The sequence below is a fragment of the Exiguobacterium sp. EA-TM-5 genome (assembly GCF_053878415.1).
Genome location: NZ_CM132670.1, coordinates 2,228,201 through 2,252,335 on the forward strand (window position 1 = coordinate 2,228,201; position 24,135 = coordinate 2,252,335).

Annotated in this window: 29 protein-coding genes and 1 pseudogene; 19 read left to right on the forward strand and 11 right to left on the reverse strand. The window is 45.9% G+C overall.

The window, feature by feature from the left end:
• Position 1: 1 nt before the first annotated feature.
• Positions 2-334 carry an ArsR/SmtB family transcription factor gene (locus tag ACV3PA_RS11745; RefSeq protein ID WP_456124862.1) on the reverse strand — a complete coding sequence of 111 codons (333 nt, stop codon included), beginning with the start codon at positions 332-334 and terminating at the stop codon, positions 2-4.
• A gap of 143 nt (positions 335-477) precedes the next feature.
• Here ACV3PA_RS11745 and ACV3PA_RS11750 point away from each other — a divergent pair, with 143 nt between their 5' ends.
• A complete protein-coding gene (locus ACV3PA_RS11750; RefSeq protein WP_456125969.1) occupies positions 478-930 on the forward strand; it encodes a GNAT family N-acetyltransferase in 453 nt (150 codons plus the stop codon).
• A 176-nt stretch (positions 931-1,106) separates the two neighbouring features.
• Positions 1,107-1,460, forward strand: coding sequence for a hypothetical protein (locus tag ACV3PA_RS11755; protein ID WP_456124863.1), 354 nt, complete (start codon positions 1,107-1,109; stop codon positions 1,458-1,460).
• Positions 1,461-1,559: 99 nt separating this feature from the next.
• On the opposite strand, the gene ACV3PA_RS11760 is transcribed toward ACV3PA_RS11755, so the two are convergent.
• On the reverse strand, positions 1,560-2,276 hold the full coding sequence (locus ACV3PA_RS11760; RefSeq protein ID WP_456124864.1) for a GntR family transcriptional regulator: 717 nt from the start codon (positions 2,274-2,276) through the stop codon (positions 1,560-1,562).
• Positions 2,277-2,449: 173 nt separating this feature from the next.
• Here ACV3PA_RS11760 and ACV3PA_RS11765 point away from each other — a divergent pair, with 173 nt between their 5' ends.
• The 6 genes from ACV3PA_RS11765 to ACV3PA_RS11790 all read left to right on the forward strand — a co-directional run bounded on the left by ACV3PA_RS11765 (position 2,450) and on the right by ACV3PA_RS11790 (position 7,218).
• A complete protein-coding gene (locus tag ACV3PA_RS11765; RefSeq protein ID WP_456124865.1) occupies positions 2,450-3,772 on the forward strand; it encodes a 6-phospho-beta-glucosidase in 1,323 nt (440 codons plus the stop codon).
• The gene (locus tag ACV3PA_RS11770) at positions 3,769-5,088 is read left to right on the forward strand and encodes a PTS sugar transporter subunit IIC (protein ID WP_456124866.1); all 1,320 of its coding nucleotides are present in this window, start codon (positions 3,769-3,771) and stop codon (positions 5,086-5,088) included. The genes ACV3PA_RS11765 and ACV3PA_RS11770 overlap by 4 nt, the downstream gene beginning before the upstream one ends.
• Before the next feature lie 29 nt (positions 5,089-5,117).
• Positions 5,118-5,417 (forward strand): PTS sugar transporter subunit IIA, encoded by a 300-nt coding sequence (locus tag ACV3PA_RS11775; RefSeq protein ID WP_456125970.1) that lies wholly within the window; start codon positions 5,118-5,120, stop codon positions 5,415-5,417.
• Complete coding sequence (locus ACV3PA_RS11780) at positions 5,414-5,716, forward strand: PTS sugar transporter subunit IIB (RefSeq protein ID WP_456124867.1); 303 nt, start codon at positions 5,414-5,416, stop codon at positions 5,714-5,716. Before ACV3PA_RS11775 ends, ACV3PA_RS11780 begins: the two co-directional genes overlap by 4 nt.
• Complete coding sequence (gene chbG / locus ACV3PA_RS11785; RefSeq protein ID WP_456124868.1) at positions 5,709-6,401, forward strand: chitin disaccharide deacetylase; 693 nt, start codon at positions 5,709-5,711, stop codon at positions 6,399-6,401. The genes ACV3PA_RS11780 and chbG overlap by 8 nt, the downstream gene beginning before the upstream one ends.
• Before the next feature lie 490 nt (positions 6,402-6,891).
• On the forward strand, positions 6,892-7,218 hold the full coding sequence (locus tag ACV3PA_RS11790; RefSeq protein WP_456124869.1) for a hypothetical protein: 327 nt from the start codon (positions 6,892-6,894) through the stop codon (positions 7,216-7,218).
• A gap of 97 nt (positions 7,219-7,315) precedes the next feature.
• Here ACV3PA_RS11790 and ACV3PA_RS11795 read toward each other — a convergent pair whose 3' ends face one another.
• The 3 genes from ACV3PA_RS11795 to ACV3PA_RS11805 all read right to left on the reverse strand — a co-directional run bounded on the left by ACV3PA_RS11795 (position 7,316) and on the right by ACV3PA_RS11805 (position 9,368).
• Positions 7,316-7,576, reverse strand: coding sequence for a hypothetical protein (locus ACV3PA_RS11795; protein ID WP_456124870.1), 261 nt, complete (start codon positions 7,574-7,576; stop codon positions 7,316-7,318).
• A 26-nt stretch (positions 7,577-7,602) separates the two neighbouring features.
• Positions 7,603-8,364, reverse strand: a complete 762-nt coding sequence (locus ACV3PA_RS11800; protein WP_456124871.1) for a hypothetical protein — start codon at positions 8,362-8,364, stop codon at positions 7,603-7,605.
• Between the two features lie 86 nt (positions 8,365-8,450).
• Positions 8,451-9,368 (reverse strand): NAD(P)-dependent alcohol dehydrogenase, encoded by a 918-nt coding sequence (locus tag ACV3PA_RS11805; protein ID WP_456124872.1) that lies wholly within the window; start codon positions 9,366-9,368, stop codon positions 8,451-8,453.
• Between the two features lie 188 nt (positions 9,369-9,556).
• Here ACV3PA_RS11805 and ACV3PA_RS11810 point away from each other — a divergent pair, with 188 nt between their 5' ends.
• From ACV3PA_RS11810 to ACV3PA_RS11820, 3 genes are all read left to right on the forward strand, one after another.
• Entirely contained in the window at positions 9,557-9,856 is a 300-nt protein-coding gene (locus tag ACV3PA_RS11810) for a hypothetical protein (protein WP_456124873.1), read from the forward strand.
• Positions 9,857-10,096: 240 nt separating this feature from the next.
• Entirely contained in the window at positions 10,097-10,789 is a 693-nt protein-coding gene (locus tag ACV3PA_RS11815) for a hypothetical protein (protein ID WP_456124874.1), read from the forward strand.
• A 118-nt stretch (positions 10,790-10,907) separates the two neighbouring features.
• Positions 10,908-11,210: a hypothetical protein gene (locus ACV3PA_RS11820; protein ID WP_456124875.1), complete on the forward strand. Its 303-nt coding sequence runs from the start codon at positions 10,908-10,910 to the stop codon at positions 11,208-11,210.
• 58 nt (positions 11,211-11,268) lie between these two features.
• Here ACV3PA_RS11820 and ACV3PA_RS11825 read toward each other — a convergent pair whose 3' ends face one another.
• Together ACV3PA_RS11825 and ACV3PA_RS11830 are read right to left on the reverse strand one after the other, a co-directional pair.
• A complete protein-coding gene (locus tag ACV3PA_RS11825) occupies positions 11,269-11,886 on the reverse strand; it encodes a hypothetical protein (protein WP_456124876.1) in 618 nt (205 codons plus the stop codon).
• 65 nt (positions 11,887-11,951) lie between these two features.
• Positions 11,952-12,281, reverse strand: a complete 330-nt coding sequence (locus tag ACV3PA_RS11830) for a winged helix-turn-helix transcriptional regulator (RefSeq protein WP_023468096.1) — start codon at positions 12,279-12,281, stop codon at positions 11,952-11,954.
• A gap of 312 nt (positions 12,282-12,593) precedes the next feature.
• Here ACV3PA_RS11830 and ACV3PA_RS11835 point away from each other — a divergent pair, with 312 nt between their 5' ends.
• From ACV3PA_RS11835 to ACV3PA_RS11850, 4 genes and pseudogenes are all read left to right on the forward strand, one after another.
• Positions 12,594-13,796 (forward strand): MFS transporter, encoded by a 1,203-nt coding sequence (locus tag ACV3PA_RS11835; protein WP_456124877.1) that lies wholly within the window; start codon positions 12,594-12,596, stop codon positions 13,794-13,796.
• 5 nt (positions 13,797-13,801) lie between these two features.
• Entirely contained in the window at positions 13,802-14,779 is a 978-nt protein-coding gene (locus ACV3PA_RS11840) for a TIGR03571 family LLM class oxidoreductase (RefSeq protein WP_456125971.1), read from the forward strand.
• 207 nt (positions 14,780-14,986) lie between these two features.
• Positions 14,987-15,892, forward strand: coding sequence for a TerC family protein (locus tag ACV3PA_RS11845; RefSeq protein WP_053453169.1), 906 nt, complete (start codon positions 14,987-14,989; stop codon positions 15,890-15,892).
• Positions 15,893-16,035: 143 nt separating this feature from the next.
• Positions 16,036-17,362: pseudogene (locus ACV3PA_RS11850) on the forward strand (IS3 family transposase).
• 74 nt (positions 17,363-17,436) lie between these two features.
• Here ACV3PA_RS11850 and ACV3PA_RS11855 read toward each other — a convergent pair.
• Positions 17,437-17,916: a DUF4825 domain-containing protein gene (locus tag ACV3PA_RS11855; protein ID WP_456124878.1), complete on the reverse strand. Its 480-nt coding sequence runs from the start codon at positions 17,914-17,916 to the stop codon at positions 17,437-17,439.
• A gap of 627 nt (positions 17,917-18,543) precedes the next feature.
• Positions 18,544-19,818 carry a neutral/alkaline non-lysosomal ceramidase N-terminal domain-containing protein gene (locus ACV3PA_RS11860; protein ID WP_456124879.1) on the reverse strand — a complete coding sequence of 425 codons (1,275 nt, stop codon included), beginning with the start codon at positions 19,816-19,818 and terminating at the stop codon, positions 18,544-18,546.
• Positions 19,819-19,900: 82 nt separating this feature from the next.
• Here ACV3PA_RS11860 and ACV3PA_RS11865 point away from each other — a divergent pair, with 82 nt between their 5' ends.
• Positions 19,901-20,164 carry a hypothetical protein gene (locus ACV3PA_RS11865; RefSeq protein WP_456125972.1) on the forward strand — a complete coding sequence of 88 codons (264 nt, stop codon included), beginning with the start codon at positions 19,901-19,903 and terminating at the stop codon, positions 20,162-20,164.
• On the opposite strand, the gene ACV3PA_RS11870 is transcribed toward ACV3PA_RS11865, so the two are convergent.
• A complete protein-coding gene (locus ACV3PA_RS11870; protein WP_456124880.1) occupies positions 20,159-20,716 on the reverse strand; it encodes a hypothetical protein in 558 nt (185 codons plus the stop codon). The two genes, ACV3PA_RS11865 and ACV3PA_RS11870, sit on opposite strands and share 6 nt — an antisense overlap.
• Positions 20,717-20,831: 115 nt before the next feature.
• Here ACV3PA_RS11870 and ACV3PA_RS11875 point away from each other — a divergent pair, with 115 nt between their 5' ends.
• From ACV3PA_RS11875 to ACV3PA_RS11885, 3 genes are all read left to right on the forward strand, one after another.
• Positions 20,832-21,146 carry a DUF2834 domain-containing protein gene (locus ACV3PA_RS11875; protein WP_456124881.1) on the forward strand — a complete coding sequence of 105 codons (315 nt, stop codon included), beginning with the start codon at positions 20,832-20,834 and terminating at the stop codon, positions 21,144-21,146.
• 127 nt (positions 21,147-21,273) lie between these two features.
• Positions 21,274-22,050: a phosphatidylserine decarboxylase gene (locus ACV3PA_RS11880; protein WP_456124882.1), complete on the forward strand. Its 777-nt coding sequence runs from the start codon at positions 21,274-21,276 to the stop codon at positions 22,048-22,050.
• Positions 22,051-22,291: 241 nt separating this feature from the next.
• A complete protein-coding gene (locus ACV3PA_RS11885; protein WP_456124883.1) occupies positions 22,292-22,678 on the forward strand; it encodes a hypothetical protein in 387 nt (128 codons plus the stop codon).
• Between the two features lie 72 nt (positions 22,679-22,750).
• Here ACV3PA_RS11885 and sstT read toward each other — a convergent pair whose 3' ends face one another.
• Complete coding sequence (gene sstT, locus ACV3PA_RS11890) at positions 22,751-24,022, reverse strand: serine/threonine transporter SstT (RefSeq protein ID WP_456124884.1); 1,272 nt, start codon at positions 24,020-24,022, stop codon at positions 22,751-22,753.
• Positions 24,023-24,135 lie beyond the last annotated feature (113 nt).

Sequence of the window (24,135 nt, forward strand, 5' to 3'; positions counted from 1 at the left end):
ATCATTCCCCCTCGATATGATGCTCACAACAAGCGGATTCGCGTCCGATTTCGAACGTCAAATCCCCGAACAACCGTAAGAGATCCCGAACCGTTTCGTTTCGTAAAGAATAGTAGCTGAATTTCCCTTGTGTCCGCTTTTGGATTAAGCCACATCCTTTTAAACAAGCGAGGTGTTGCGAGATATTCGACTGATTTCCTTGCACCGCTGTAACGATTTCCGTGACCGTCTTTTCCCCTTCCGCTAAGCTTTCTAAGATTTGTAAGCGCGTTTTATTAGAGAAGCCGTGGACGACACGGACTTTCACATCGAGTGGATCGAGTAATTGTTCCAAAAGTGTTCACTCCTTTTCATATTCGGTATTGCTAATATGTTATTGTCATATTAGCATTTACTAATGTAAGCGTCAAAATTTATTGAGTTCTGTATGAAGTTCGACCATCATAAAACATAAAGAAGGAGTTTACAGGTATGAATATAAATATCCGTCAATTGTCCGTTCATGAGAAATCCCCAATGGAGCTCTTGCTAGTAGCGGACCCCTCTCCGAAAATAGTTGAGACCTATTTAAAAAGAGGTCATTGTTTCGTTGCTGAAAGAAATGATCAACTAATCGGTGTATATGTACTTCTTCCGACAAGACCGCAAACGATTGAAATCGTAAATATCTCAGTTGCTGAGATGCATCAAGGAAAAGGTGTCGGAAAATATCTTTTGCAACATGCTATTACCACAGCACAAACGATGGGATATGCGACCATCGAAATCGGTACAGGCAATTCAAGCATTGGTCAGTTGGCGCTTTACCAAAAATGTGGATTCCGAATCGTCGGAGTCGACATGAATTTCTTCTTGAAGCACTACGAAGCGGACATTATCGAAAACGGAATCCAGTGCACGGATATGATCCGGTTATCTCAAGATATATAAAAGTTTCCGTACCCTCCTTTGAATAGAATATCCCGATTGTTCACAATAGAAGTCGTATAGAACACTCTATTCAAATTTTTTGAACGGGCATAAACGATTCACCTCAAATATGATTGCCAAAAATGGATCTAAACCGCATAATATGAACATACGTTCTTATTACAAGGAGGTCCATCATGCAGCACCTTCAAAAAGAAATGACCCATCCTGCGTCGTTAAACACCATGAACCCACTTATTTGCCTTTTAATCGATTCATCTATCACTCTTCACCATGAGTCTTCCGTTCCTAATACCTATCAAACGGAAGTCATGTTATTCATTGCTTTACGGGAACGGACTCCTTTAGTCATGCGTCAAGCTCATCCATCCGGGAGTATATCTGAACTTGTCTACATAGAAGAAGTGGACTTCGAGAGTCGACAGCTGGCTCTCTATCATTTGAACGATTCGTCATTGACCTATCATCGTTATATTCAAGACGATTTGTTACATGACCATCACCCTCAGCTTTTACTCAGCATGATGTAAGTTGGAACAAACTCATGACGTCAAAAAAGGTTGAATCCATTTCGATGTGTGAATGGATTCAACCTTTTTTCGCTTTTCTCGGCAACAACGCTATTCAATTTAACGATACGAACGCTCAATCACGAAATTCGTCTTATCCCCACGGAAGTAGGAACGCGAATACTCGATGATCTGTCCCGCTTGATCCTCTGTCACCGTCTCGATATAGAAACATGGTGCATTGACTGGACAGTTCAGATGACTACTGATCGCTTCATCTGCTAGGACGATTTCGAGTGACTCCGTCGTTTTCGCCACCTGGATATCGAAGACTTTTGCTAACGTATCGAACAACGAATGCTCCGCTTGTTCCTTCGTGATTCCTGGAGCAATCGACCACGGGATGAATGAGATTTCATATTGTGTCGGTTCGCCGTCAGCATGACGAATCCGTTCAATCTTCTGGATTGGTGCTTGTTCCTCCACTGCAAAGACTTCCGTCAAGACATCGGTCGCTGAGACGACGGATAATTGGATCAGCGACACCTCGCCCCGCTTTCCTTGTACCGCCAACTGTGCAGCGTAGTTGTTTGGCGTATGTGACAAGGTCTGTCGCACTTTCTTGCCAGCGACGAACGTTCCACGCCCTTGCTGTCGGATCAAGTATCCTTCAAGCGTCAGCTGGTTCAATGCTCCCCGGACCGTCGTCCGACTGACATCGAACTCTTCACAGAGCACATACTCCGTCGGGAATTTCTTCCCTTCTTCGTAATATCCTCTCTTGATCCGCGACAGCAATTCTTCTTTGATTGCCGTCTGTAACGTCGATTGCGACATACCGCCACCTCTTCCTCAAATCCTTTGTGCCTTTATTGTGATACAGACATCATACAAATGCAAATACAAATCTTTATTTGTATTATTTGTATTTTTATATTGCTCTAAATTGTATTATTTGTTACATTTGTTACAACAAAAAGAAATCGCTTTCATGAGGAGGAATTAACAACATGCCACTCAAGGTCGTCATCATCGGTGGAGGCTCCAGCTATACACCGGAAATCATCGAAGGTTTCATTTTGCGTCACCATTCCTTTCCGGTCGACGAGGTCGTTCTCGTCGATATCGAGGACGGAAAAGAAAAGCTCGAAATTGTTGGTAAACTCGCACAACGTATGATTGACAAGTCTAACGTGAAGATCACACTTCGTTGGACGCTCGATCGAAGAGAAGCTCTTCGGGGAGCCGACTTCGTCTCGACACAAATCCGTGTCGGGGGTCTCTCGGCACGGGCGCTTGACGAGCGCATCCCACTCAAGCACGGCTTCATCGGTCAAGAAACGAATGGTGCTGGCGGTATGTTCAAGGCGTTCCGGACGATTCCCGTCTTACTCGAACTCGCAGACGAGATGGCGGAACTTTGTCCCGACGCCTGGTTGATCAATTTCACGAATCCAGCTGGCATCGTGACCGAGGCACTTTTAAAACATTCCAAGCATCAGAAAGTGATCGGTGTCTGCAACATCCCGTTCAACATGCGAAACTCTGTCGCTGAAATCCTACACGCCCCCGTTGAGCATGTCTCAATCGAATTCATCGGATTGAATCACTTCATCTTTGGTCGACATGTCACGGTGAATGGTATCGATCGGACGGAAGACGTTCTTACTGCCTTAAGTCATGGAAACGACTACTCGCCTGCGAATATCGTTGGACTCGGGTGGTCGGACTCATTCCTGAATTCAATCAAGCTGTTGCCAAACCCGTACCATCAATATTATTTCCAAACGCGTGACGTGCTCGCAAAAGATCGACAAGCTTACGAAGAGAACGGGACACGCGCTGAAGTCGTTCAAGAAGTCGAGCGCCGACTATTCGAACAATACCGAGACGAATCGCTCAACGTAAAACCGAAGGAACTTGAGCAACGCGGTGGAGCGTACTACTCGGATGCGGCGTGTAATTTGATGGACTCGCTTTATAACGACCGTGGTGATATCCAGACCGTCAATACGCTGAATCAAGGGACGATCCGTGACTTACCGGAAGATGCGGTCATCGAGGTCAATGCCGTGATCACAAAAGCCGGACCGCGACCGCTTTCGATCGGTAGCTTACCACTCCCCGTCCGTGGACTAATCACGAACTTGAAGACGTTCGAAGAACTGGTGATTCAAGCAGCCGTCTCCGGAAAGTACGAGGACGCCTATCTCGCTGCCCTTATGAATCCCTTGATCCAAGACGAAAAACGGATCGACGCCTTACTCGAAGAACTGTTCCGCGCGCATCATCCTTACTTACCCCAATTCCAACTTAAGGAGGTTCTCTCATGAACAAGTTCATTGAAATCGCTGGACGGATTGGTTCCCAGCGCCATCTCGTCGCCATCCGTGACGGCTTTGTCTCCGTCATACCGCTCATCATCGTCGGTTCACTCGCGATTCTAATCAATAATTTCCCTGCCATCCAGCTCGGTAGCTGGTCGCTCGATTTCGTCGGCTCGATGAATGCTGCTTTTGGTGAAGGTAGTTGGCAACGGCTCGGCGGCAACATTTGGAATGCGTCCTTCGCGATTCTCGGCTTACTGGTCGCCTTCTCGATTGCCTATAACTTGGCACCGTCCTACGATATCGACGGTCTCGCCGCCGGTATCCTATCGATCGCTTCTTACGTCATGCTCGTTCCGGTCACGAAGGACTGGGGACTCAGCTTCGCTTGGCTCGGCGCACAAGGCTTATTCGTCGCCATCATCGTCTCGCTCCTCGTGACGGAAGCTTTCCGCCTTCTCATCCATACGAAGCTGACAATCAGGATGCCGGAGGGTGTGCCCGGTGGTGTCACCCGATCGTTCCAAGCATTGATTCCTTCGATGATCATCTTGACGGTCGTTGCTGCGATCCAGTTGTTCATCCAAGTGAAACTCGAGCTCAGCATCTTTGAGGTTATCTTTAAGGCAATCCAACAACCGCTTCAAGGTTTCGGTGATTCGCTCGCTGCTGGTCTGATCATCGCCCTGTTGAACCATGTCTTGTGGTTCTTTGGTCTACACGGTACGAACATCATCGGTTCGGTCATCGAGCCGATTTACTTACCACTGATTGAACAGAACTTAGCTGCCTTCCAAGCTGGTGCTTCCGCCTATGACGTGCCATATACAGTAACGAAACCGTTCCTCGATGCGTTCGTCTTCATGGGTGGCTCCGGTACGACATTGTCACTGCTACTTGCGATCTTCATCGTCGTAAGAAAACAACGCAATCATCCTTATCATCAAGTTGCTAAGCTATCAGCACCCGCCGGTCTGTTCAATATCAACGAACCGGTCATCTTCGGCATGCCGATCGTCCTCAATCCAGTCATGCTGATTCCGTTCATCCTCGCACCGGTCGTCTTGACGGTAGTTTCGTATGTCGCACTATCGACCGGGATGGTTCCAAAGACAGTCGCCATCGTTCCATGGACGACACCACCGATCATTAGCGGATATCTCGTCACCGGTGGTAGCATCCGCGGCGTTCTGCTTCAGGTGTTTAACTTGACGCTCGCGACGTTGATCTATATCCCGTTCGTCGTAGCAGGAGCACGCGCCATGACTGCCGAAATCAATCGAAATAAAGACAGCATCCACGAAGGAGAGAAAATCAGTTGAAGACAGAATCAATCCAACAATTATCGTTCATGATCATCCTACATGCCGGAAATGCACGCTCAAGTGCGTTTGAAGCGCTTTCCGCTGCTAAACGCAGTGACGATGCACTCGTAAAGGAAAAGCTCGAAGAAGCTGAAACCTCGTTCCTTGAGGCACACAAGCTCCAGACAGAACTGTTACAAGAAGAAGCACGAGGAACCAGCAACGAGATGAGCGTCCTACTCGTCCACGCTCAAGATCATCTGATGACAGCGATGACGGTCAAGGAACTGGCGACTGAGATGATCGACATGATCACTAAAATTAACCGACTGGAGGAAACGAAATGAACATCTTACTCGTCTGCTCAGCAGGCATGTCCACTTCGATCTTAGTAGAAAAAATGCGTATGGAAGCCGTAGCACGAGGTCTTGATGCAACAATCGAAGCGGTACCCGAATCGCGACTAAAGCAACATACGACGATGGACGTCATCTTGATCGGTCCTCAAGTCCGCTACCTCGAGAACAAAATCCGCGCAGCAGTTAACGTTCCGGTTGCTGTGATCGACAATATGGCATACGGATTGATGAAGGGAGATCAAGTGCTTGATCAGGCACTCTCCCTGACCGGCACGGCGCATGCGTAAAACACGTGTGATCATCAATGCCGATGATTTTGGTCTGACGACGGGTATCAACCAAGGCATCATTGAGAGTCATCTCAACGGTCCAGTCAATTCGACGACGATGATGATGAACGGACATGCGGTCGATGACGCTGTCCGACTTTCTCAACAATACTCGGACCTTCATGTCGGCGTACATCTCGTGCTCTCTTGGGGAAAACCGCTCGCGTCGACAAGTCAGTCGCTAACGAAGACGGACGGAACGTTTCGTTTCACGAGTCGTTATGTTGACGAACAACCACCAGCTCCTAACGATGTCTATCTGGAATGGAAAGCCCAGATTGAAGCTTTCCTTGCAACTGGTCTACCGCTTCACCATTTAGACAGCCATCATCATATCCATGGCTGGTCAGCAATCGACTCCGTCATCGTTGAGCTCGCTAATGAATATCAAACGATGTTTCGTGCTACAGAGAACGAGAACCATCAGGATCTCTGGCTGACGAAACGCTTCAATGATCGGTTTTATGGAGAGGGCGTCTCGTTTGCGACCCTTGATTCGATTACACCCGGTTCATCCATCGAGGTCATGGTTCATCCTGCTAACATGGACACTTTACTTCCAAACGTCACCTCTTATGTGAAGCAGCGATTCATTGAGAAAGATCTATTAACGCGCTACAGTTCCCCTGATTGGTGGTCATAAAAACAACATCCCTACTCTCTTGACGAAACGAGAAGTAGGGATGTTGTCATTTCTTTCATGAAACATCGTGCTAAGAAATCGCATTATAATTTGGAATTAATTTTACATACATCTATTTTAATGACATAATAATGGTAATACTTTCATGAGGAGGAGATTCCTTTGAAAAAACAACTTGCTTATGCTGGTTCTTTTGCGCTCTCAGCTATCGCTATCATCGCCGTTCTTAAATTAGTTGGAGTCGATATCTAAAATCATTCCTTCAATCGTCATAGAAAGAGAGGACTTATTATGAACAAATCAGTGAAGTATCAATTTGCTTTTGGTGGTTCGACAGTTCTCGCCATGCTGATCATGTATGGTATTTTAAAATTAATCGGTGTTGATTTTTAATTGGATGATTCAAGCGCTGTTATGATGTATCGTCTTCTGATCATCCGTAACAGCTTTTTTCTTGATTCATTGAGATGGAACGATCGGAAGTGATGAATTGAAAAAAATCGGAATCAATGTTTTGATTGTCTTCCTCGTACTAGGTGGACTGCTGTTTTATTTAGACGTCCGTTACGATGAACGATTCGAGCAGCATGTCAGTGCACAAGTCGAAACCTACGTCGAAAACAAGTATGGTCCAGCTCGCGTCGTCTCGTTCCACCCTGCTTACGACGACAAACACCGCGATAAAGAAAAACGCTATAAGATTGCCGTAAAAGTCCGTGGTCTAGGGCTCCAAAAAGAGGAGTACTTGCTGTATCGTCTTCGAGACGACCGAGTCGTTGAGATGGGCACGACGACTAGTTTGCCGAAGCGAAACTAGAGTTCGCGATAATAACTTGTTTTACACTACATAACATGCAAGGTCAGAAGATTCCTTTGTTACACAGAATCAGCTGACCTTTTTATTTAATCCATTTTTAAGGCTCCGAAATACCGTATGCCAGTAACAGCAAATAGGACATCATACACAACGTAATGAGATGGGTACTGACGAATAGCCATCTGAGTAAGCGATGCTTTGCTTTGTACCCTGTGTACACACCTACTAACGGAATGACAAACAGAAGTAAGAGATAGGTAGGTCCAATGCCTCTTAGACTGACTCCGCTCTTCATCACAAAAAATAAGAGACAAAAACCGATGAATGCAGTTAACGAAAGCACACTATAACGACTCATAAGCCCTCCTCCACTACAAGCAAAGCTTAGCGACTTATCGTTTGAAGATTAAAGTATTCCGATAGCGGCACCATCCGCCCCTGTTCATCCCAGTTTCGGTATGCTTCAAAAACGCGTAATATGTCACCGTCATATCGTTCCTCGATGAGGTAGTGGATTGCGAGAAAACTCCGCCAATAATCAAACATGATACTCGATAGACTACCTGCATATGATGCACTGCCAAATTGATCAATCGATCGATTTCCATACTCTTCTTGAAAAAGCTCAACGAGTTCCGTCTCGATTGCCGTGATCTGCTTGAATGCTTCGTCCGACAACAAGTGTTTTCTTGGAAGATACTCACACATTCCCTCTTCAAACCAGATTCCGTCTTCCCGTTCATCGTCAAACTCATCAACGAACAAGTCTATGTGATGGGTCAGTTCATGACCAGCAATCGTCAAGACGTGGTCTTCAGCAAGCGTCTCATAGAACGCTCGGATGTGCGGTACATTCTTTCCGTCGAGTTGCGACAAAAATAATGTCCGCCATTCTACGACGTCTGGCGAGATGTAAATCAAGTCCTTGTTCGTAAATGCCGGAATTGGAATGTCGGAAAATACCGTCGTCGCGAGTTCCGCTGACGTCCAGACGATTCCTTTCGGTTCATCGATCAGTTGATACTTCTCGCGTAAGACGGTTTGATACTCGTCCAATCGTGCACGAAAGCGATCCGTGACCGCTTCATATTTGGCATAGTTCGTTTTTGTCTCAAACGCAAACAGTTGCTTCATGATTTCAATCATCCCCCATCCTTAAAAATACACGATTTTATTTTAACATATTTTGGATGTTCAATTAAAAAACCACCTGTATCAGGTGGTTGGATGGATTACTCATCTGTTATTGAAATGACGACGTTCCCGAACTTTTGTCCGGAGTCCACGTAGCGATGGGCTTCGACGATTTCATCGAGCGGATAGATGCGGTCGATCACCGGTTTGAACTGTCCTGCTTCATACAGTTCATTTAAATAGCGTAGATCTTCTTTCCGTTCTTTAGCGACACCTTGCCCCGCGACGGATGCAAAGGCACCGTTTTGTTTGACGTGTCGTTTCGCTTGCGTCTTATTGATCTTCCCAGATGCATCGAAAACGGCATCAAATTTGAGCAACAAGCCGTCGTAACCGTCCTTCGTATAATCGATGACATGATCGGCACCGAGTTCTTTGACTCGCTCCAGATTTCGTCCACTACAGACTGCGGTCACTTGAAGCCCTTTTGCTTTGGCGATCTGAACGGCAGCCGTTCCGACAGCGCCCGACGCACCGTAAATCAAGATCGTCTTCATCTGATCGATTTGGAGTTTCCGGAAAAAATGGAGCGACGTCGTACCACCGAACGGGAGACAAACGGCTTCCGCGTAAGACGCATGCTGCGAGATTTTAGACAAGCAACGCTTCTCAGATACACAGGCGTATTCCGCGTATCCACCGAAGCCAAAACCGGTTAAGGCATGGACACGGTCGCCAACTTTAAACTGCTTGACGTCCTGACCGATTTCGACGACTTCCCCGGCAAGAACGACGCCAAGAATCGGTTGTCGCGGTCGCTTGAAACCGACAGCCAGACGCATCGGAAGTTTCCCTAACAGCGGAACATCAAGCGATCGCATGCGACGATCTCCGGAATGGACGGCAGATGCATACACTTTGATGAGCAAATCGGACGATTTCGGAACTGGACGTGGTACCTCTTTGATGTGCAAGACGTCCGGTGGTCCGTAACGGGTACAAATCGCTGCTTTCATTGCAATTCCTCCTTTTATCGACATGATGGTATTACCTTAATCATACGTCGATACTCCTCTGAATCCTTGTTAATCTAGAGAAAGAAAGTTTTTTTGATTTGAATCAATCGGTTTCATAAATGGTAAAATTTATATAATAATACGATTTCATCCAACCCTATTAACTGACGAAAGTGGGTGCCTAGTTCATGCAGACACATCGTTGGCTTTTCGCTTTGATTCTATTGTTTAGCATGACGCTCGGTGCCTGTACAAAAGAGAACGATGCAAGCGTCGTCGAACAGATTGTCGGTAACACGCTGTTCGTTGCTCCAAGTGTACAAAAACCGGACGAGCAATATGCATTGACGGAAATTCGTATTACGCGGGATACGATTATATATGGAAAAACGGATAACATGGCTGCTATTCAAACGGGTGATACGATTCAAGTGACATTTGCAGCGGACTCGATTGTTGCGACAGAGCTCCGTCGAACGAAAGATTAGGAAAGAGAGGTTATCCATGATAGTCCAAGTACTTCGTCATTTACGCAATATTTGCATTATTACTACTGCGATTTTCGGTTCATCCTTTTTTTCAAAGAAGTTATGGTGATTAAATCATCGGTTTGTTTTTCATAGGAATGATTGGCGCGATTGGTTTTTGCATTACCGTAGGACTACTCTGGTATCTCAAACGAAAAGAAACGCACGGTTTTTAATAAGCTCATCAAAGGAGACACGATCATGATGGTACGTACTAAAAAATCATATCTCACCCAGTTAAAAGTACTCTTCATTATTATGGTTATCCTAGCTATGATTAGTTCCGTTTTCACACCTCATTCTGTCGATGCAGCGACAAAGGAATATACGTCGTACAAAAAACTAAAACTCGGTATGACCGCGACAGACGTCGCAAAGTCGCTCTACGGAAAATCATATAAGAAATACATAAAGAAAGAACATGGCGTCATGACCCTCGCACAACAAGCCGCCTGGCGTGAAATCGAGGACGATCATACTTTATATGCTTTTGCCCTTTATCCTTATGATGCAAAAGACGATAATTGGTTCTCACATCGGATGCATCTGATTTTCAAGACAAAACAAGAAGGTCACACGTTATATCTTGCGGAAAAGGAATACACCCCTAAAACGCCTTCGAAAAAGCGCCTCTTGCCAGGAAAGAAATTTAAACCAGGCATGACGATAGCTGAATTCGATCGAATTCTTTCTGGTAAAGGGCTAGGTGTCATGACGCATCATCATGAAGAAAATTACTCTAAAATCGGAAAAATCTATGTTGAAGGTACAGTCGAGTATCCAGAAAAACAGACATCGCTCCTCTACTCGTATCGAAATCCTACGGGTGATGAATGGACAATCGTTGAATTTAAATATGATTTTGATCAAAAGAAATACATCGCTCAAAAATAATACGTTTATAAAGTATCCCTCTTCAGAAGGATATTTTTTTACTTTTTATTAAAATTAATTGAATCTTTTTACAGCACAATTCGTAAAAATCTGTATACACGAAAGGAGCTCGACACACATGTTTGATTTGTTATTGGCCGTTGGTGTTTGTCTCGTTGGCTATTGGTTTTACTTTGTCTTCTTACTCGGTTTCAAGCAAGGGAACATCGTCATGACGTTTAACGAACGGTTCATCCATCATGAAGATCATATTCAAGCTGTTAAGCGAAGATTAAAGGATGACGGTCGTCACTTCGAGTATCTTGGAGATCGAAAATTCATCGTCGATGGTAAACCGTATCTGTTCATGGAACGGACGGTTCCGGGAGATTTTGGTCCCCTTCAGCAGACGATTCTAAAAGGTCAACGCAAAGCGTTCTAACCAAAACACCGCTCCTTCTGTACATGACAGAGGGAGCGGTGCTTGTTTCATTCAAGTATTATTCAGGTGTATGTGCATACAGTTCATCGATGACGTGTCGAATCGCTGGCAATGAATGCTCTAAATCAATCCATACCTTAAAGTAATATTCGAAAAAGACACCCTGGTTTCGCATCCGCTCTAATGTATTGATGGGATCTCCCTCGGTGACCCAGTCTAGATTCTCAAAATTTGTATAACTATCCGTAAATGACACGCCCTCTTCGCAAATGCCTGACTCTAAATAATCATTCGAACAAGTCTCATTTTGCAAATCGATTTGTCGATAAAAATCACGAAGCCCTTCATTAGGACGATTGACATGGAACCACTCACCCGTATGATAATTCTCCTGGTAATACCATTCCCACAAGATGACCCATTTCCAGACCAACCCATCGATTAGATAATGACCAATGGCCCGGTCCATCCGGCAAAAGTTAAACCGAAACGTCCGTTCACCGAAGTTCGTCTTCAGATCAAGAACGACTCTCATATCGTTGGTTTCCGGTGGATGGCCGAAAAATAAGATGCCATGCTCGAATCCTTGGGCAAATTCCTCTATTGATTGCCGTCTACCTGCTTTATCCTCGAAACTGACTGTAATCGAATCGAACTGAGCGATTGGCTGTTTCATCTTTCTACCCCACCCTACGTATGTACTCAAAAAAGTGAGTCTCGACCGAGACTCACTTTTATTCGTTATGACGAGACGACTTCTCCGCCTGTCAAATCAATATGTCCTTCGCCCCACGCACACATCGCGTCAAGAATCGGCTTCAATGACCAGCCGTATTCCGATAACGAGTAAACGACTTTCGGTGGGACTTGTTCAAAGACCGTCCGAATGATGACGCCGTCTTCTTCTAACTCGCGCAATTGTTGTGTCAGCATCTTTTGCGTGATCGTCGGCATCAGCTTGCGGAGCTCACTTGTCCGACGCTCGCCTTTAATCAAATGACACATGATGACAACCTTCCACTTGCCACCGATGACTTCAAGTGTTGCTTCGACCGGGATATTGTATGGCATGTTCGACCTATCCTTTCATGATTCCATTGAGATGATAGGCACTTTTTGGTGCCTATCGTACTTGAAAGTGCGTACTTCCCAATCGGATTAACTGGCTATATGATAGCAATTGTCAACGGAAAGTACAACCTCCTTTTAGACCTTGTATCTCGAAGGAGGGGTAGGGTACTTTTTAGTGCCTATCGCACTTTAAAGTACGTACTTCCCGAAATGAAACACCCCCGTTATGCTGGGGTCATGTCAATCGGATCACGTTCGGTCGGGCCCACCGGATACGATCCCTACTGAAATCATTTTTTAGGAGGAATCCCCATGAATCAATTGAACCCACAGGTCCAGGAGGAACAAGTCCCACGAAACGGCGGACTTGCCCTACTTGCCTTAGCAATTAGCGCCTTTGGGATCGGTACGACGGAGTTCGTTCCTGTCGGACTGCTCGCAGCAATCGCTGGTGACTTAAATATTGGTATTACACTCGCTGGTCTCATCATCTCTGGTTACGCGATCGGCGTCGCCGTCGGTGCGCCACTCTTGACGGCACTGACGAACCGGATGAATCGAAAAACGTTACTGATGGCACTGATGGTCGTCTTCATCGCCGGTAACCTTGTCTCCGCCATCTCACCGACGTTTGAATTGTTGATCGTTGCTCGTTTCATCACTGCCTTCTCGCACGGCGTCTTCTTCTCGATCGGTGCGACGATTGCCGTCCAGCTCGTACCCGAGCATAAAAAGGCCAGCGCGATCGCTTTGATGTTCACAGGTCTGACGGTCGCGACCGTCACAGGTGTCCCTCTCGGCACATTCATTGGTCAATCGTTCGGCTGGCGTGCGACGTTCTTCGCTGTTGCCGCACTCGGAATCATTGCGATCATCGCAAGCTTCTTCTTGATTCCAAAAGACTTGAAACAATCACCACCTGCTAAGTTCTCCGACATGTTTAAACTGTTGACGAACGGACGCTTGATGCTTGGCTTCTTGATCACTGCCCTCGGTTATGGTGGGACGTTCGTTGCTTTTACGTACTTGACACCGATCATGCAGGACGTCACGAAAATCAGCCCGAGCATGATCAGTATCATTCTACTCGTCTACGGAATCGCTGTTGCGATCGGGAACACGGTCGGCGGAAAACTCGCGAACGGTAATCCGATCAAAGCGTTGTTCTATATGTTCATTCTCCATGCGATCGTCATGATCGCGCTGTCGTTCATGATTCCATTTAAGGTCGCAGGCATCATCGGTATCATCTTAATGGGACTTCTTGCCTTTATGAACGTCCCTGGACTCCAGCTCTATATCGTCCAGTTGGCTGAAAAATATGTTCCGGCAGCAGTCGATGTCGCCTCTGCCCTGAATATTGCAGCCTTCAACATCGGAATCGCACTCGGAGCAACAATCGGTGGTCTCGTCGCCGATACGATCGGTCTCGTCCACACGCCATGGGTCGGAGGCATCATGGTCATTCTTGCCGTCATCTTGACAGGTGTCTCACGTCGTCTTGAGCGGCAGTAAGGAGGATTTCTATGTTCAACGATCACACAAGTTATCAGCGGATGTACCGAGAGGGCGAGCTTACGCTCGGTCTCCACGTCCCGCTTGAGAATTTCAAGATGCGAACACCGACGCTCGATAAACAAGTCGAACTCGCGCAAAAAGCAGAGGACTACGGATTTACGACACTTTGGTTACGTGACGTCTTACTGAAGGATCCTTATTTCCTCGATCCTGCTGTCGGACAGATTCACGACATGCTGATTTACGGTACGCATCTTCTTAGTCAGACGAAGCAGATCGCACTCGGAACATCAGCCCTTGTCCTGCCGCTTCGCCATCCGTTACGCTCCGCGAAGGAAGTTGCGACGATTAATGCGCTGTTCCCGGAACGTTTAATCCTCGGCGTCTCGTCCGGTGACCGGCAAGCAGACTTTCATGGACTCGGTATCGATCACCCGAGCCGTGGTGCTCAGTTCAAGGAAGCACTCCAGGTGATGGAGCAAGCCTTATATGAAGACTATCCGCAAATCGATTCGACGTATGGAGAAGTCCGTGGTGCGACGCTTGTCCCACGACCAAAAAAGAGAATCCCGACGATGATCACTGGTTTTGCGCAGCAAAACATGGACTGGCTCGCGAAAAACGGTGACGGTTGGATGTATTATCCGCAAGGACCGTTTGAACAAGCGCGTGCCATCGAACAATGGCGTGCTGCCAGTCAAGAAGCCGGTAACACAACGTTCCGCCCGTTTTCGATGCCGATGCATCTCGATCTGTCCGCAGATCCGAATGAAGAAGCGACGCCAATTCGACTCGGTTTCCGGATCGGTCGCAATCGATTGATCGAGTTGCTCGCATTGTACCGTGAGCTTGGCGTCAACCATCTGTTCTTCGCTTTGTTCGACGGTGAACGCTCAGCGGAAGACGTGATTGACGAACTCGGAACGTATGTCGTACCACACTTCCCTCCGTTATCAGAAAGCCTCAACAATCACCTTTAATCGAAAATAAAAATCATGAAACTCAGTCTCCTTTTGGAACTGGGTTTCATGTCGTTTGATCGCACACTGAATTGCGTACATTCAGCCATTTTCGGGGAATGGTTTTTAATCAATTGCACATTCCGAACATTTAACACTTTACTTTTGAGTTCTCATGACCTTATAATAAATTCAAGATAACAATTACCTTTAAAGGAGGAAGCGCTGTTGACACTACTCATTGCTTTTCTAGCCATCGTTTTCATCATGCTCGCCCTTGACCTTGGAGTCTTCCATCGTAAGGCACATGAAGTTTCGCTTCGGGAGGCCTGGACGTGGACGTTCGTCTGGATCGCGATCGCCGTCGCCTTCGGCGGTTGGCTCTACTTCGATCAAGGTAGCGCTGCTGCTGTCGAATATACGAGCGTCTACTTCATCGAGAAGGCTCTCGCAATCGATAACGTCTTCGTCTTCTCACTCGTCTTTGCGTACTTCGCGATTCCACTGAAGTACCAGCACAAAGTTTTATTCTGGGGTATTCTCGGTGCGATCTTCTTCCGCGTCATCTTCATTGTCGCTGGTGTCTCGTTGCTTGAGAACTTCGCTTGGGTGTACTACATTTTCGGCGCATTCCTCGTCTACACGGGTTGGATGATGTACAAGAACATCGGTCAAGAGACGTCGCTCGAAGAGAATAAAACGATTCGTTGGTTAGAGAAACGTTTACCGATCACACAAGACATCTCGTCTGGTAAGTTCGCGAAACGGATTGATGGGAAGTTGTTCTTCACGCCACTCTTGATTGCCCTACTCTTCATCGAAGTATCGGATATCGTCTTCGCCGTCGACTCGGTCGCAGCAAGCTTCGCGTACTCGCGTGACCCGTTCATCATCTTCTATGCGAACATCATGGCAATTCTTGGACTCCGTAGCCTCTACTTCGTCCTCGCGAACTTGATTGATCGCTTCTACTACTTGAAACACGGTCTTAGCTTCATGCTCGTCTTCATCGGAGCGAAGATGATCCTAGGTGACGTCTACAAGATGCCAATCTGGATGTCGCTCGGTACGATCGTCCTCGTCATCCTGATCAGTGTCTTCTACAGCTTCTACAAGACAAAGCCAGGAAAATAATCAATAGTATAAAAAGTGGAAGTGATGAAAATTGAACTGAACCCCGAATGATAAACACTTATAAAAAAGTGTATCATTCGGGGTTTTTCGTGTGCATACGAATCGCTATAATGAACCTATTCATTCAGACGGGAGAAACAACCATGAGTAAAATCACCTTCACTATGACTCAAATCAACCAGCTCGAAGAAAATCCGAACGTCGCTTCCGTATCAGAACGTTCAATCCAGTACACGGCCGAGTTCAAGGTCAAAGCTGTACGTGAGAATATGGAAGGAAAAGGACCTCAACAAATCTTCACGGAGGCTGGATTCGACCTGACGGTGATCGGGAAACGAAAAGCGCATTCCGCGTTGATTCGCTGGCGCCAAACGTTCCGAAAAGACGGAGATGAGGGTCTCCGGAACGACAAACGTGGAAAGGCTCTGGGAGGCGGACGCCCGAAGACAGACGAGTCGATGGAGAGACGGTTGGCGAAGGCAGAGGCACGGATCAAATACCTGACGGCAGAGAACGAGCTCTTAAAAAAGCTAGAGCAGTTAGAGGGGCAGGCGAAACGTACGAACTGACACCAGCAGAGAAATATCAGGCCATCAACACCGTCATCCGCATCGCACAGATTAAGAATCTCGTCTGCCCACTATGTGAGATTGCCGGAGTGAGCTGCAGTGGCTATTACGCTTGGTTGAACCGTGCCGAGGCGGATTCCCTTCGGGAAGAGCATGATTATTTAGATGCGACACTCCTCAAGAAAATCCATGATAGCCACAAAGGCAAAGTCGGTTATCGGGGGCTGTACATGGAGGTGTTCGCTACCCTCGGTTTCCCGATCAACCATAAACGGATTCTTCGGCTGATGCGCAAATATAACATCGTGACCAAAATCCGGAGGATGAACCCTTATCGCAAGCTCTCTCGGGCGACGCACGAGCACCGCGTCGTGCCGAACCGATTGAACCGCGAGTTCCGGCAGAGCGAGCCCGGGAAGGTATTCGTGACCGATATCACCTACCTCCCTATCGCCTCCGGCGAGAACGTCTATCTGTCTTGTGTGAAGGACGTCGCCACACGCGAGATCGTGGCACACCAATTGTCCACGAGTCTTCACATGGACCTCGTCTTTCAGACGATGAAAAAGCTCGAAGAGCATCTCCAAGAGAAGCGACATCCCGAGGCGATGATTCATTCGGACCAAGGCTTCCACTATACCCATCCGAGCTACCAGCGACTCATTGGCGACCTCGGACTGGTTCAGTCCATGTCCCGTCGGGGCAACTGTCTCGACAACGCACCGATCGAATCGTTCTTCGGTCATTTGAAGGACTATGTCACAACCGTTCGTGCGAATCAATCGAGGAGGTCCGAGAGATGGTCGGGGACTACATCAGCTATTACAACTGCGAGCGCGGTCAATGGAACCTAAAAAAGATGACCCCGAAACAATATCGGGACCATCTGATCGCAGCGTAGAAAACTTGGTCTTTTTATTAAACTGTCCATTTTACGGGGCTCAGTTCAAATTCATCTACTTCCACTTTTTCTTTTCAATTCAGCAATTCTTTTACTTTTCGTTCATCTTCGATATATGTCTTCGTAAACCCCTTTAGCGCTTTCTCATTATCATACGTCGTAAAGTCTTTTCCATACCAATCGCGCAGCTGTTGTTTCGTAAAGTGATACGAAACATCCTCGATCGTCATGTTGACTTGGTCGACATTCGGAATCAGCGTGAACAGTACCGTCGCATTATAGATTGCTGTTCGATTGCTTTTTTGTTCGACTTTTCCTTCTTCATAACCGGCATATCGTAACGTCAGTTGATATGGCTTTTCTTTCGTCGCAAGTTCCATTTTCTTTAACTGACCGCCGTGTGGTAGTTGTTGGACGATATTTCGTACGCTACTGTTGTCGCCCAGATATGTACCTTGTTGCTTAAATAAATCGGTTTGCGTTGCTGCTGTTCCGCAACCACCGAGTATTAGCATGCCGCTTGCTAATACGATTGCACCAACTGTCTTTTTCATGTTTATTTCCCCCAATACATTGACTCGTTCATCCTAATAAACGAATCAAACAAAGAAAAGTTTCAAAATAAAGGAAATCAATGCCTTAGTGAACTCGATGATTTTTGTTTTAAGTAGAGTAGGCTGTACCCAATACCTACACCTGCAGCAGTTAATAGCTTTATAAAAATAAAACGAGTGAACCCTTCAACAGCGTACCCTTTTATTTTTTGAGTCAAAGTTGCTTCCGGAATCCAATCAATTGTATATCCGATGCTAAAGGATAAAAGCAAACTGAGGAATAAATAAGTGATGACAAAACTAAGAATAAATCTTTTGATAATCACAATACTCCCCTCTTTTCGGATGGGATAAAATCACTATTCGTTCGTATAATGATTAAATCAAAAAAAAAATATAGAAAACAACAAGTTAATTCCCTATATATTGTTAATTACTATGTTACTCTATTATTATTCGAAATTTCGAAAATTCAGCTGTCTCTATTTATGGAGGTCTATGATGTTACATCTATCTGCCAACCTACTCATTACGCTTCTCTTATTCGCCCTACTGACATGGGGGTTTGTTGTTGTATTTCGCCGATTCATCAAAAAAATTAAATCGTAATCACGACAACCCGACCTTTCAAACGAGAGAATCCGGGTTGTTGTTCGTTTCATAGAGTTGTAAGATACGATCTACGATTTCGTTCGCAGTTTCCGGTATCGGCGGCATCCAAAGTCCCGTCACCGGACCGTAAACGACAGGATTGATCGCCACTTCGTATCCGCCATACGGATGTTCTTCCACTGTCGGTAAGTAGCCGAGATATCCATTCGTATATCCTCCGAAAAACGCGAGTTCCGTTTGACGGATCTGCTGGATTTGTAATGCTGTCTCACAAAACGGCTCCATCGGGATACCCGAGAACGAGCCCTCGTTTAACTCGAATAACTGAATCTCAATCGGAATCGTGAATGACGTTCCTGATTGTTTCTTTACGTACGCCAACCAACGTGCTGCACTGACTCCCCACGTCTGTTCAGCGTAACTTGCCATCTGCTGTAACGCATCGACGTCTGGAACTTTTGATAAGCGCATCGGATGAATAACAGACTCAATCCGGTGATGTGTTAACGGTTGATACGACACGTCTGAAATCGTCGTTAAGACGTGACCACTCAGCGTAAACGCCATCTTCATTAGACTTTCCATGTCACCGCGATATTTTGCGTTGATGTTCCCCGTCGCCCCTTGGACGATCACGACGGGACAGCCGAGTGTCTGTTCGAGTATCGTTCGAGCGACGCCCGGATAATCACCGGATAAGACGACACTGTCTGATTTTAAGACGTTCGGATGCGCTGTACAGAAAACGAAGGCTCCGACGAGACACGCATCATCGGCACGACGAACCAACAGCGTCCCGATTCGATCGTCCGTCACGCCAAGTGGATCCGTTCCCATCACTGCTTGCCCCTCTCTCTTTTCCCGTCGATTTATGCCGAGTTTTCCCTGCGTGACACCCCATCCGATCTCGACTGGTTGCATCGCTTCACTTGCTTTAACGGCTGTCGTAATCGCTTGTTGTGTCAAAATCGTTTTATAAGCGACGATCAACGCTTCATCCCCTGCTGTCGCCGGTCCAGAATGCGTATGGGTGTAGACGACTGTCACCTGTTCCTTCGCTACATTCAGACGATTTGCGATCCCTTCACGAATGACATCCGTATCAGCAACGAGCATGCCGATGTTATCGATGCTGACGAAGATTGACGTCGTCTGCTTGCTTTCAAAGATGCTCGCTGTAACATAAAGCGAATCGTGTATGCTTGCGACACCTACTTCTCGGTGATAGCCGATAAACGGTGCGCCGAGTGGCGGATTAATCAACTCTTTTTGAATTCCAAAACGGCTCATGACTGATTCTCCTTCTTGAACAATCGTATTCTTCTTCCATATACTAACATTAACTATATTAGAGGAGGATATGAAGATGTCGATTCGTTGGAAGGAAGAGATGCTTCAGTTCGAGACGATACGTGAAGCCGAAGTCTGGGCAGACTCAATTGCGAATGAGATGCATGGTCGTTCGATTACTGGTTATGGTACACCAGACTTTAAGGTTGCTACGATCCTTGCCTTTTATTTAGCACAAGTTCCTGAATTTCGAGTTCATACCGCGATTGTTCCACTTGATGCAGAGATGTTCTATCAAGTAGAGATGTTTTATCAAGTCTGGATTGAAATCGAAGATGATTTATAAAATTCGTGCTCTTTCATGTAGATCAATCATCGCTTCAACTGCCGCGTCCATCCGCTCCTCTAAGCCAATCTTATTCAAGACGACGAGTCCTTCCGTGAAGACAAATAGTAACGCCGTTTGCTTAGCAACGTCTTCGTCTTCTGCTGGCACATAGATCTGTTTGATCCAGTCGTCGAATGATTCTCCGATCGTCCGCGTGATGGACGTATATGGCTCACCCTGACTCGTTGCGAGATGGGTGATCTCGAACCAGAGATTCAAATACGGTTTAATCCGTGGCTCATCGATTGCTTGTCGCAAGAAACGGACGAATGCCGTGAACTCGAGCTTAAGATTCGGTTGTTGCAACAGTTCGATCAGCTCTTGGCTGATCGCGGTCAACACTGCTGTCTCGATGTCCTGTTTATCCTTGAAGTAATGCATCAGCATCCGGTCACTTGTGCCGGCAGCGGTCGCCATCTTCTTCAGACTCATCTCCTTGATGCTTGATGCTAACGTCGCTTGCGCGATGTGATGCGTATAATCTTGTCGTTTTTGTTCAAACTTATCCACTTTCGATCGTCTCCCTTCTTTTTTATCATACACCATTCAAGAGGATTGACGAAAAAATGTAGTATATGCTACATTAAATTGTAGTAAGAATTACATTTATTAAGGAGGAACACCAATGACAACTTCAAATGCTTCTTCGTTCGTGGACGTTATTCCTAAACCGTTGATCGCCCTCATTACGATTGTCTTTGCGATTTTAACTGCTTTTTCGATTCTTGACTTTGGTGTGCTTGGTATCTTCGTCGAAGCGACACAAAACACGGCAACGCTTCAAATTTTTGTCGACCTCATTCTCTGTGCGCTCTTCATCATCGTCTGGCTACGCCATGATACACGACGTACGGGACGAAATTTTCCACTTTGGGCAATTATCACGCTTGCGGTTGGTGCGTTCGGACCATTGCTGTATCTACTGACACGAAAATCATGATTCTCCCACACGTGTTGCGTCAGCGGCACGTGTTTTTCTTAAGACAAACTTAAGAAAACAACTACGTCCATAACAAGAACTCGACTGTATCATGAGGATTAGATTACACATAAAGGAGTTTGACCTCATGAAGAAAGCCATCTTTGATACAATCGTCCAATTAAACGCTAGACCAGCAGTCGCCAATGCCTTGAAACGGTTTTCGATGAGTCGTTTCAGTAAACCATTGATCCGACCATTCATCCGCACATATCAAATTCAAACGGATCAAGCGCTTAAGCCCGTCGATTCGTTCAACTCTTTACACGACTGTTTCGTACGCGAACTACGCCCCGAAATGCGACCGATCGCATCAGCATCAGATGCCTTCGTCAGTCCGAGCGACGCTGTGCTCTCAATCGTTCCGGCGTTAACGGAAGATAGTCGTTTTACGATCAAAGGACAAGACTATACTGTTGCCGAATTGATCGGATCGACCGAGCGCGCGCAGGATTATGCGAACGGTGTTGCCTTGATTTTCTATTTAAGTCCAACCGATTATCATCGTGTACACTCCCCGATCACTGGCGAAATCACGAATAGTTATACGCTCGGACGAGAATCGGCACCTGTCAATGACATGGGACTTCGTTTCAGTAAACGTCCATTGACGCGGAATTATCGTCGCGTCACGCGCTTGCAAGTCGACCATCGCTCGATCGAACATGTCATGGTCGGCGCACTGAACGTCAATACAATCGTTCAGACACATCAAGGACGACTGCTAGAGCGTGGAGAAGAGTTCGGCTACTTCTCGTTTGGTTCGACCGTTATTCTCGTCTTGCCGCCAGACACCGTTGAACTGTCACTAGGCATCGAGCGCAGCGTGCAGATGGGTGAACAAATCGGACGCTGGTTACCCTGAATCATTCCAAAATAGAGCCTCATTTCTCAATATTGAAAGTTTTTCATTTGTAGAAATACCCTCATTTCGTGATTGAAATGAGGGTATTTGGTATGTATTGATCACAAAATATTAATAATGTGCGGATTCGATTGGAGGATAAATAAGGTGTATTCATTTATTAACTTACGTTCTATTCATAAAAATGAAATAATACATCATAAGAGATAGAGATATACAAAAATGGAAAAGAGGTTATGTCATGAAAAAAGTCGTTTTATTATGCGCTTTCTCGATTATATCTGTATGGATGTTAGGTGCTTGTAGTAATGAAAGTGACATGCAAGGCACTAGTGAAAAACCAACGGCATCAGAAGTATTGGGAGAAGATTCTACTGCCGACATTTTTCAATTCAATGATACGATCTACAAATCAAATGTAGAATGGGCAGAGAAAACAGAAGTCACTCAGAATAAAAAAGTTGGAGAAATTAAAAGAATGAATTCTGATAAAGACGATTTTAATAATGGGACTGCTACGAAACTCTCTAAGGGCACGATCATATATTCTACTAAAGAAAGAAAAGAAATTCTTTTAGTAAGTTTCAAAGGGAAATTAAAAAAATATGTTGCTTTAGGAGAAGGTTAAACGGTCTATAAGAAAAGGCATCCTCAGCTAGGATGCCTTTTCTTATTTTGATCATGATGATTGTAAAGCTGATCAACCGTTGACGACTTTTTCCGTCACTTCTTCGTTCATTGACTGACGATTGATGGAGAGCGTTTCGCCCTGTTTAAGTCGTTTTCGATATTCGGCTGTCGCAGTGAACAAGACATCTGTCGACGAGTTCAGTGCCGTCTCAAACGAATCTTGTAATACACTGACTAGAACACCAGCTGCTACGACTTGCATCGCGATATCATTCGGAATCCCGAACAAGCTACACGCAAGAGGAATCAAGAGGAGCGAACCGCCAGCGACACCAGAAGCCCCACACGCACAGATAGCTGCGAGGACACTTAAGATGATGGCTGTCGGAAGATCGACAGGAATACCGAGCGTGTTGACAGCAGCAAGCGTCAAGACTGAAATCGTGATGGCTGCACCCGCCATGTTGATCGTGGCACCTAACGGGATTGAGATACCATACGTCTCTTTATCAAGTCCAAGTTTCTTAGACAGCTCCATGTTGACCGGGATATTCGCAGCCGAACTTCGTGTAAAGAAGGCTGTGATTCCACTTTCACGTAAACATTTAAAGACGAGCGGATATGGATTTTGACGAACGTTGATGAACACAATGAGTGGATTAACAATGAGTGCGACGACAAGCATCGTGCCAATCAATACTAATAATAAATTCCCGTAATCGAGTAACGAAGAAAGACCGTTTTCCGTAACCGAACCGATGACGATTCCCATGATACCAAGAGGTGCTAATTTGATGACCCATCCGACCATCTTCGCAATGGCGTCGGAGAAGTTCGAGATGAACGTCTTTGTCGTATCGGAAGCATTCTTTAAAGCGAGTCCTAATACGATCGCCCAAGTCAAAATGCCGATGTAGTTCGCTTGAATGAGCGCATTGACTGGATTATCAACCATGTTCAAGACGAGTTTCTGAAGAACTTCAACCGTATTCCCCGGAGCAGCTAGTTGTTCTGCACCTTCCGTCAATCGAATGTTCACTGGGAACAGGAAACTGACGATGACCGCAATGGCTCCCGCTAGGAATGTCCCGAGCAGATATAAGAAAATGATTGACTTCATGTTCGTTTGCTGGCCTTTTTTATGCTGTACGATCGAAGCCATGACAAGGAAAAAGACCAAGATCGGCGCGACTGCCTTCAGGGAGGAAATAAACAGAGTCCCAAAAATGGTCAAGGATTTCGCCGCTTCAGGAATCGTGAGGGCTAAAATAATTCCTACAACTAAGCCGATCGCGATTTGTTTCACTAAACTGATTTGGTTCCACATCTTCAACAATTTCATACATTCCCCTCCAGGCTTTCAAAAAATAAAGTATTTAGAATTCGAAAAACGATGACTTCTCTCTTCTACTCATATGGATGAATAGTCTAGTCATTCACTTTTCTAAAAATTCT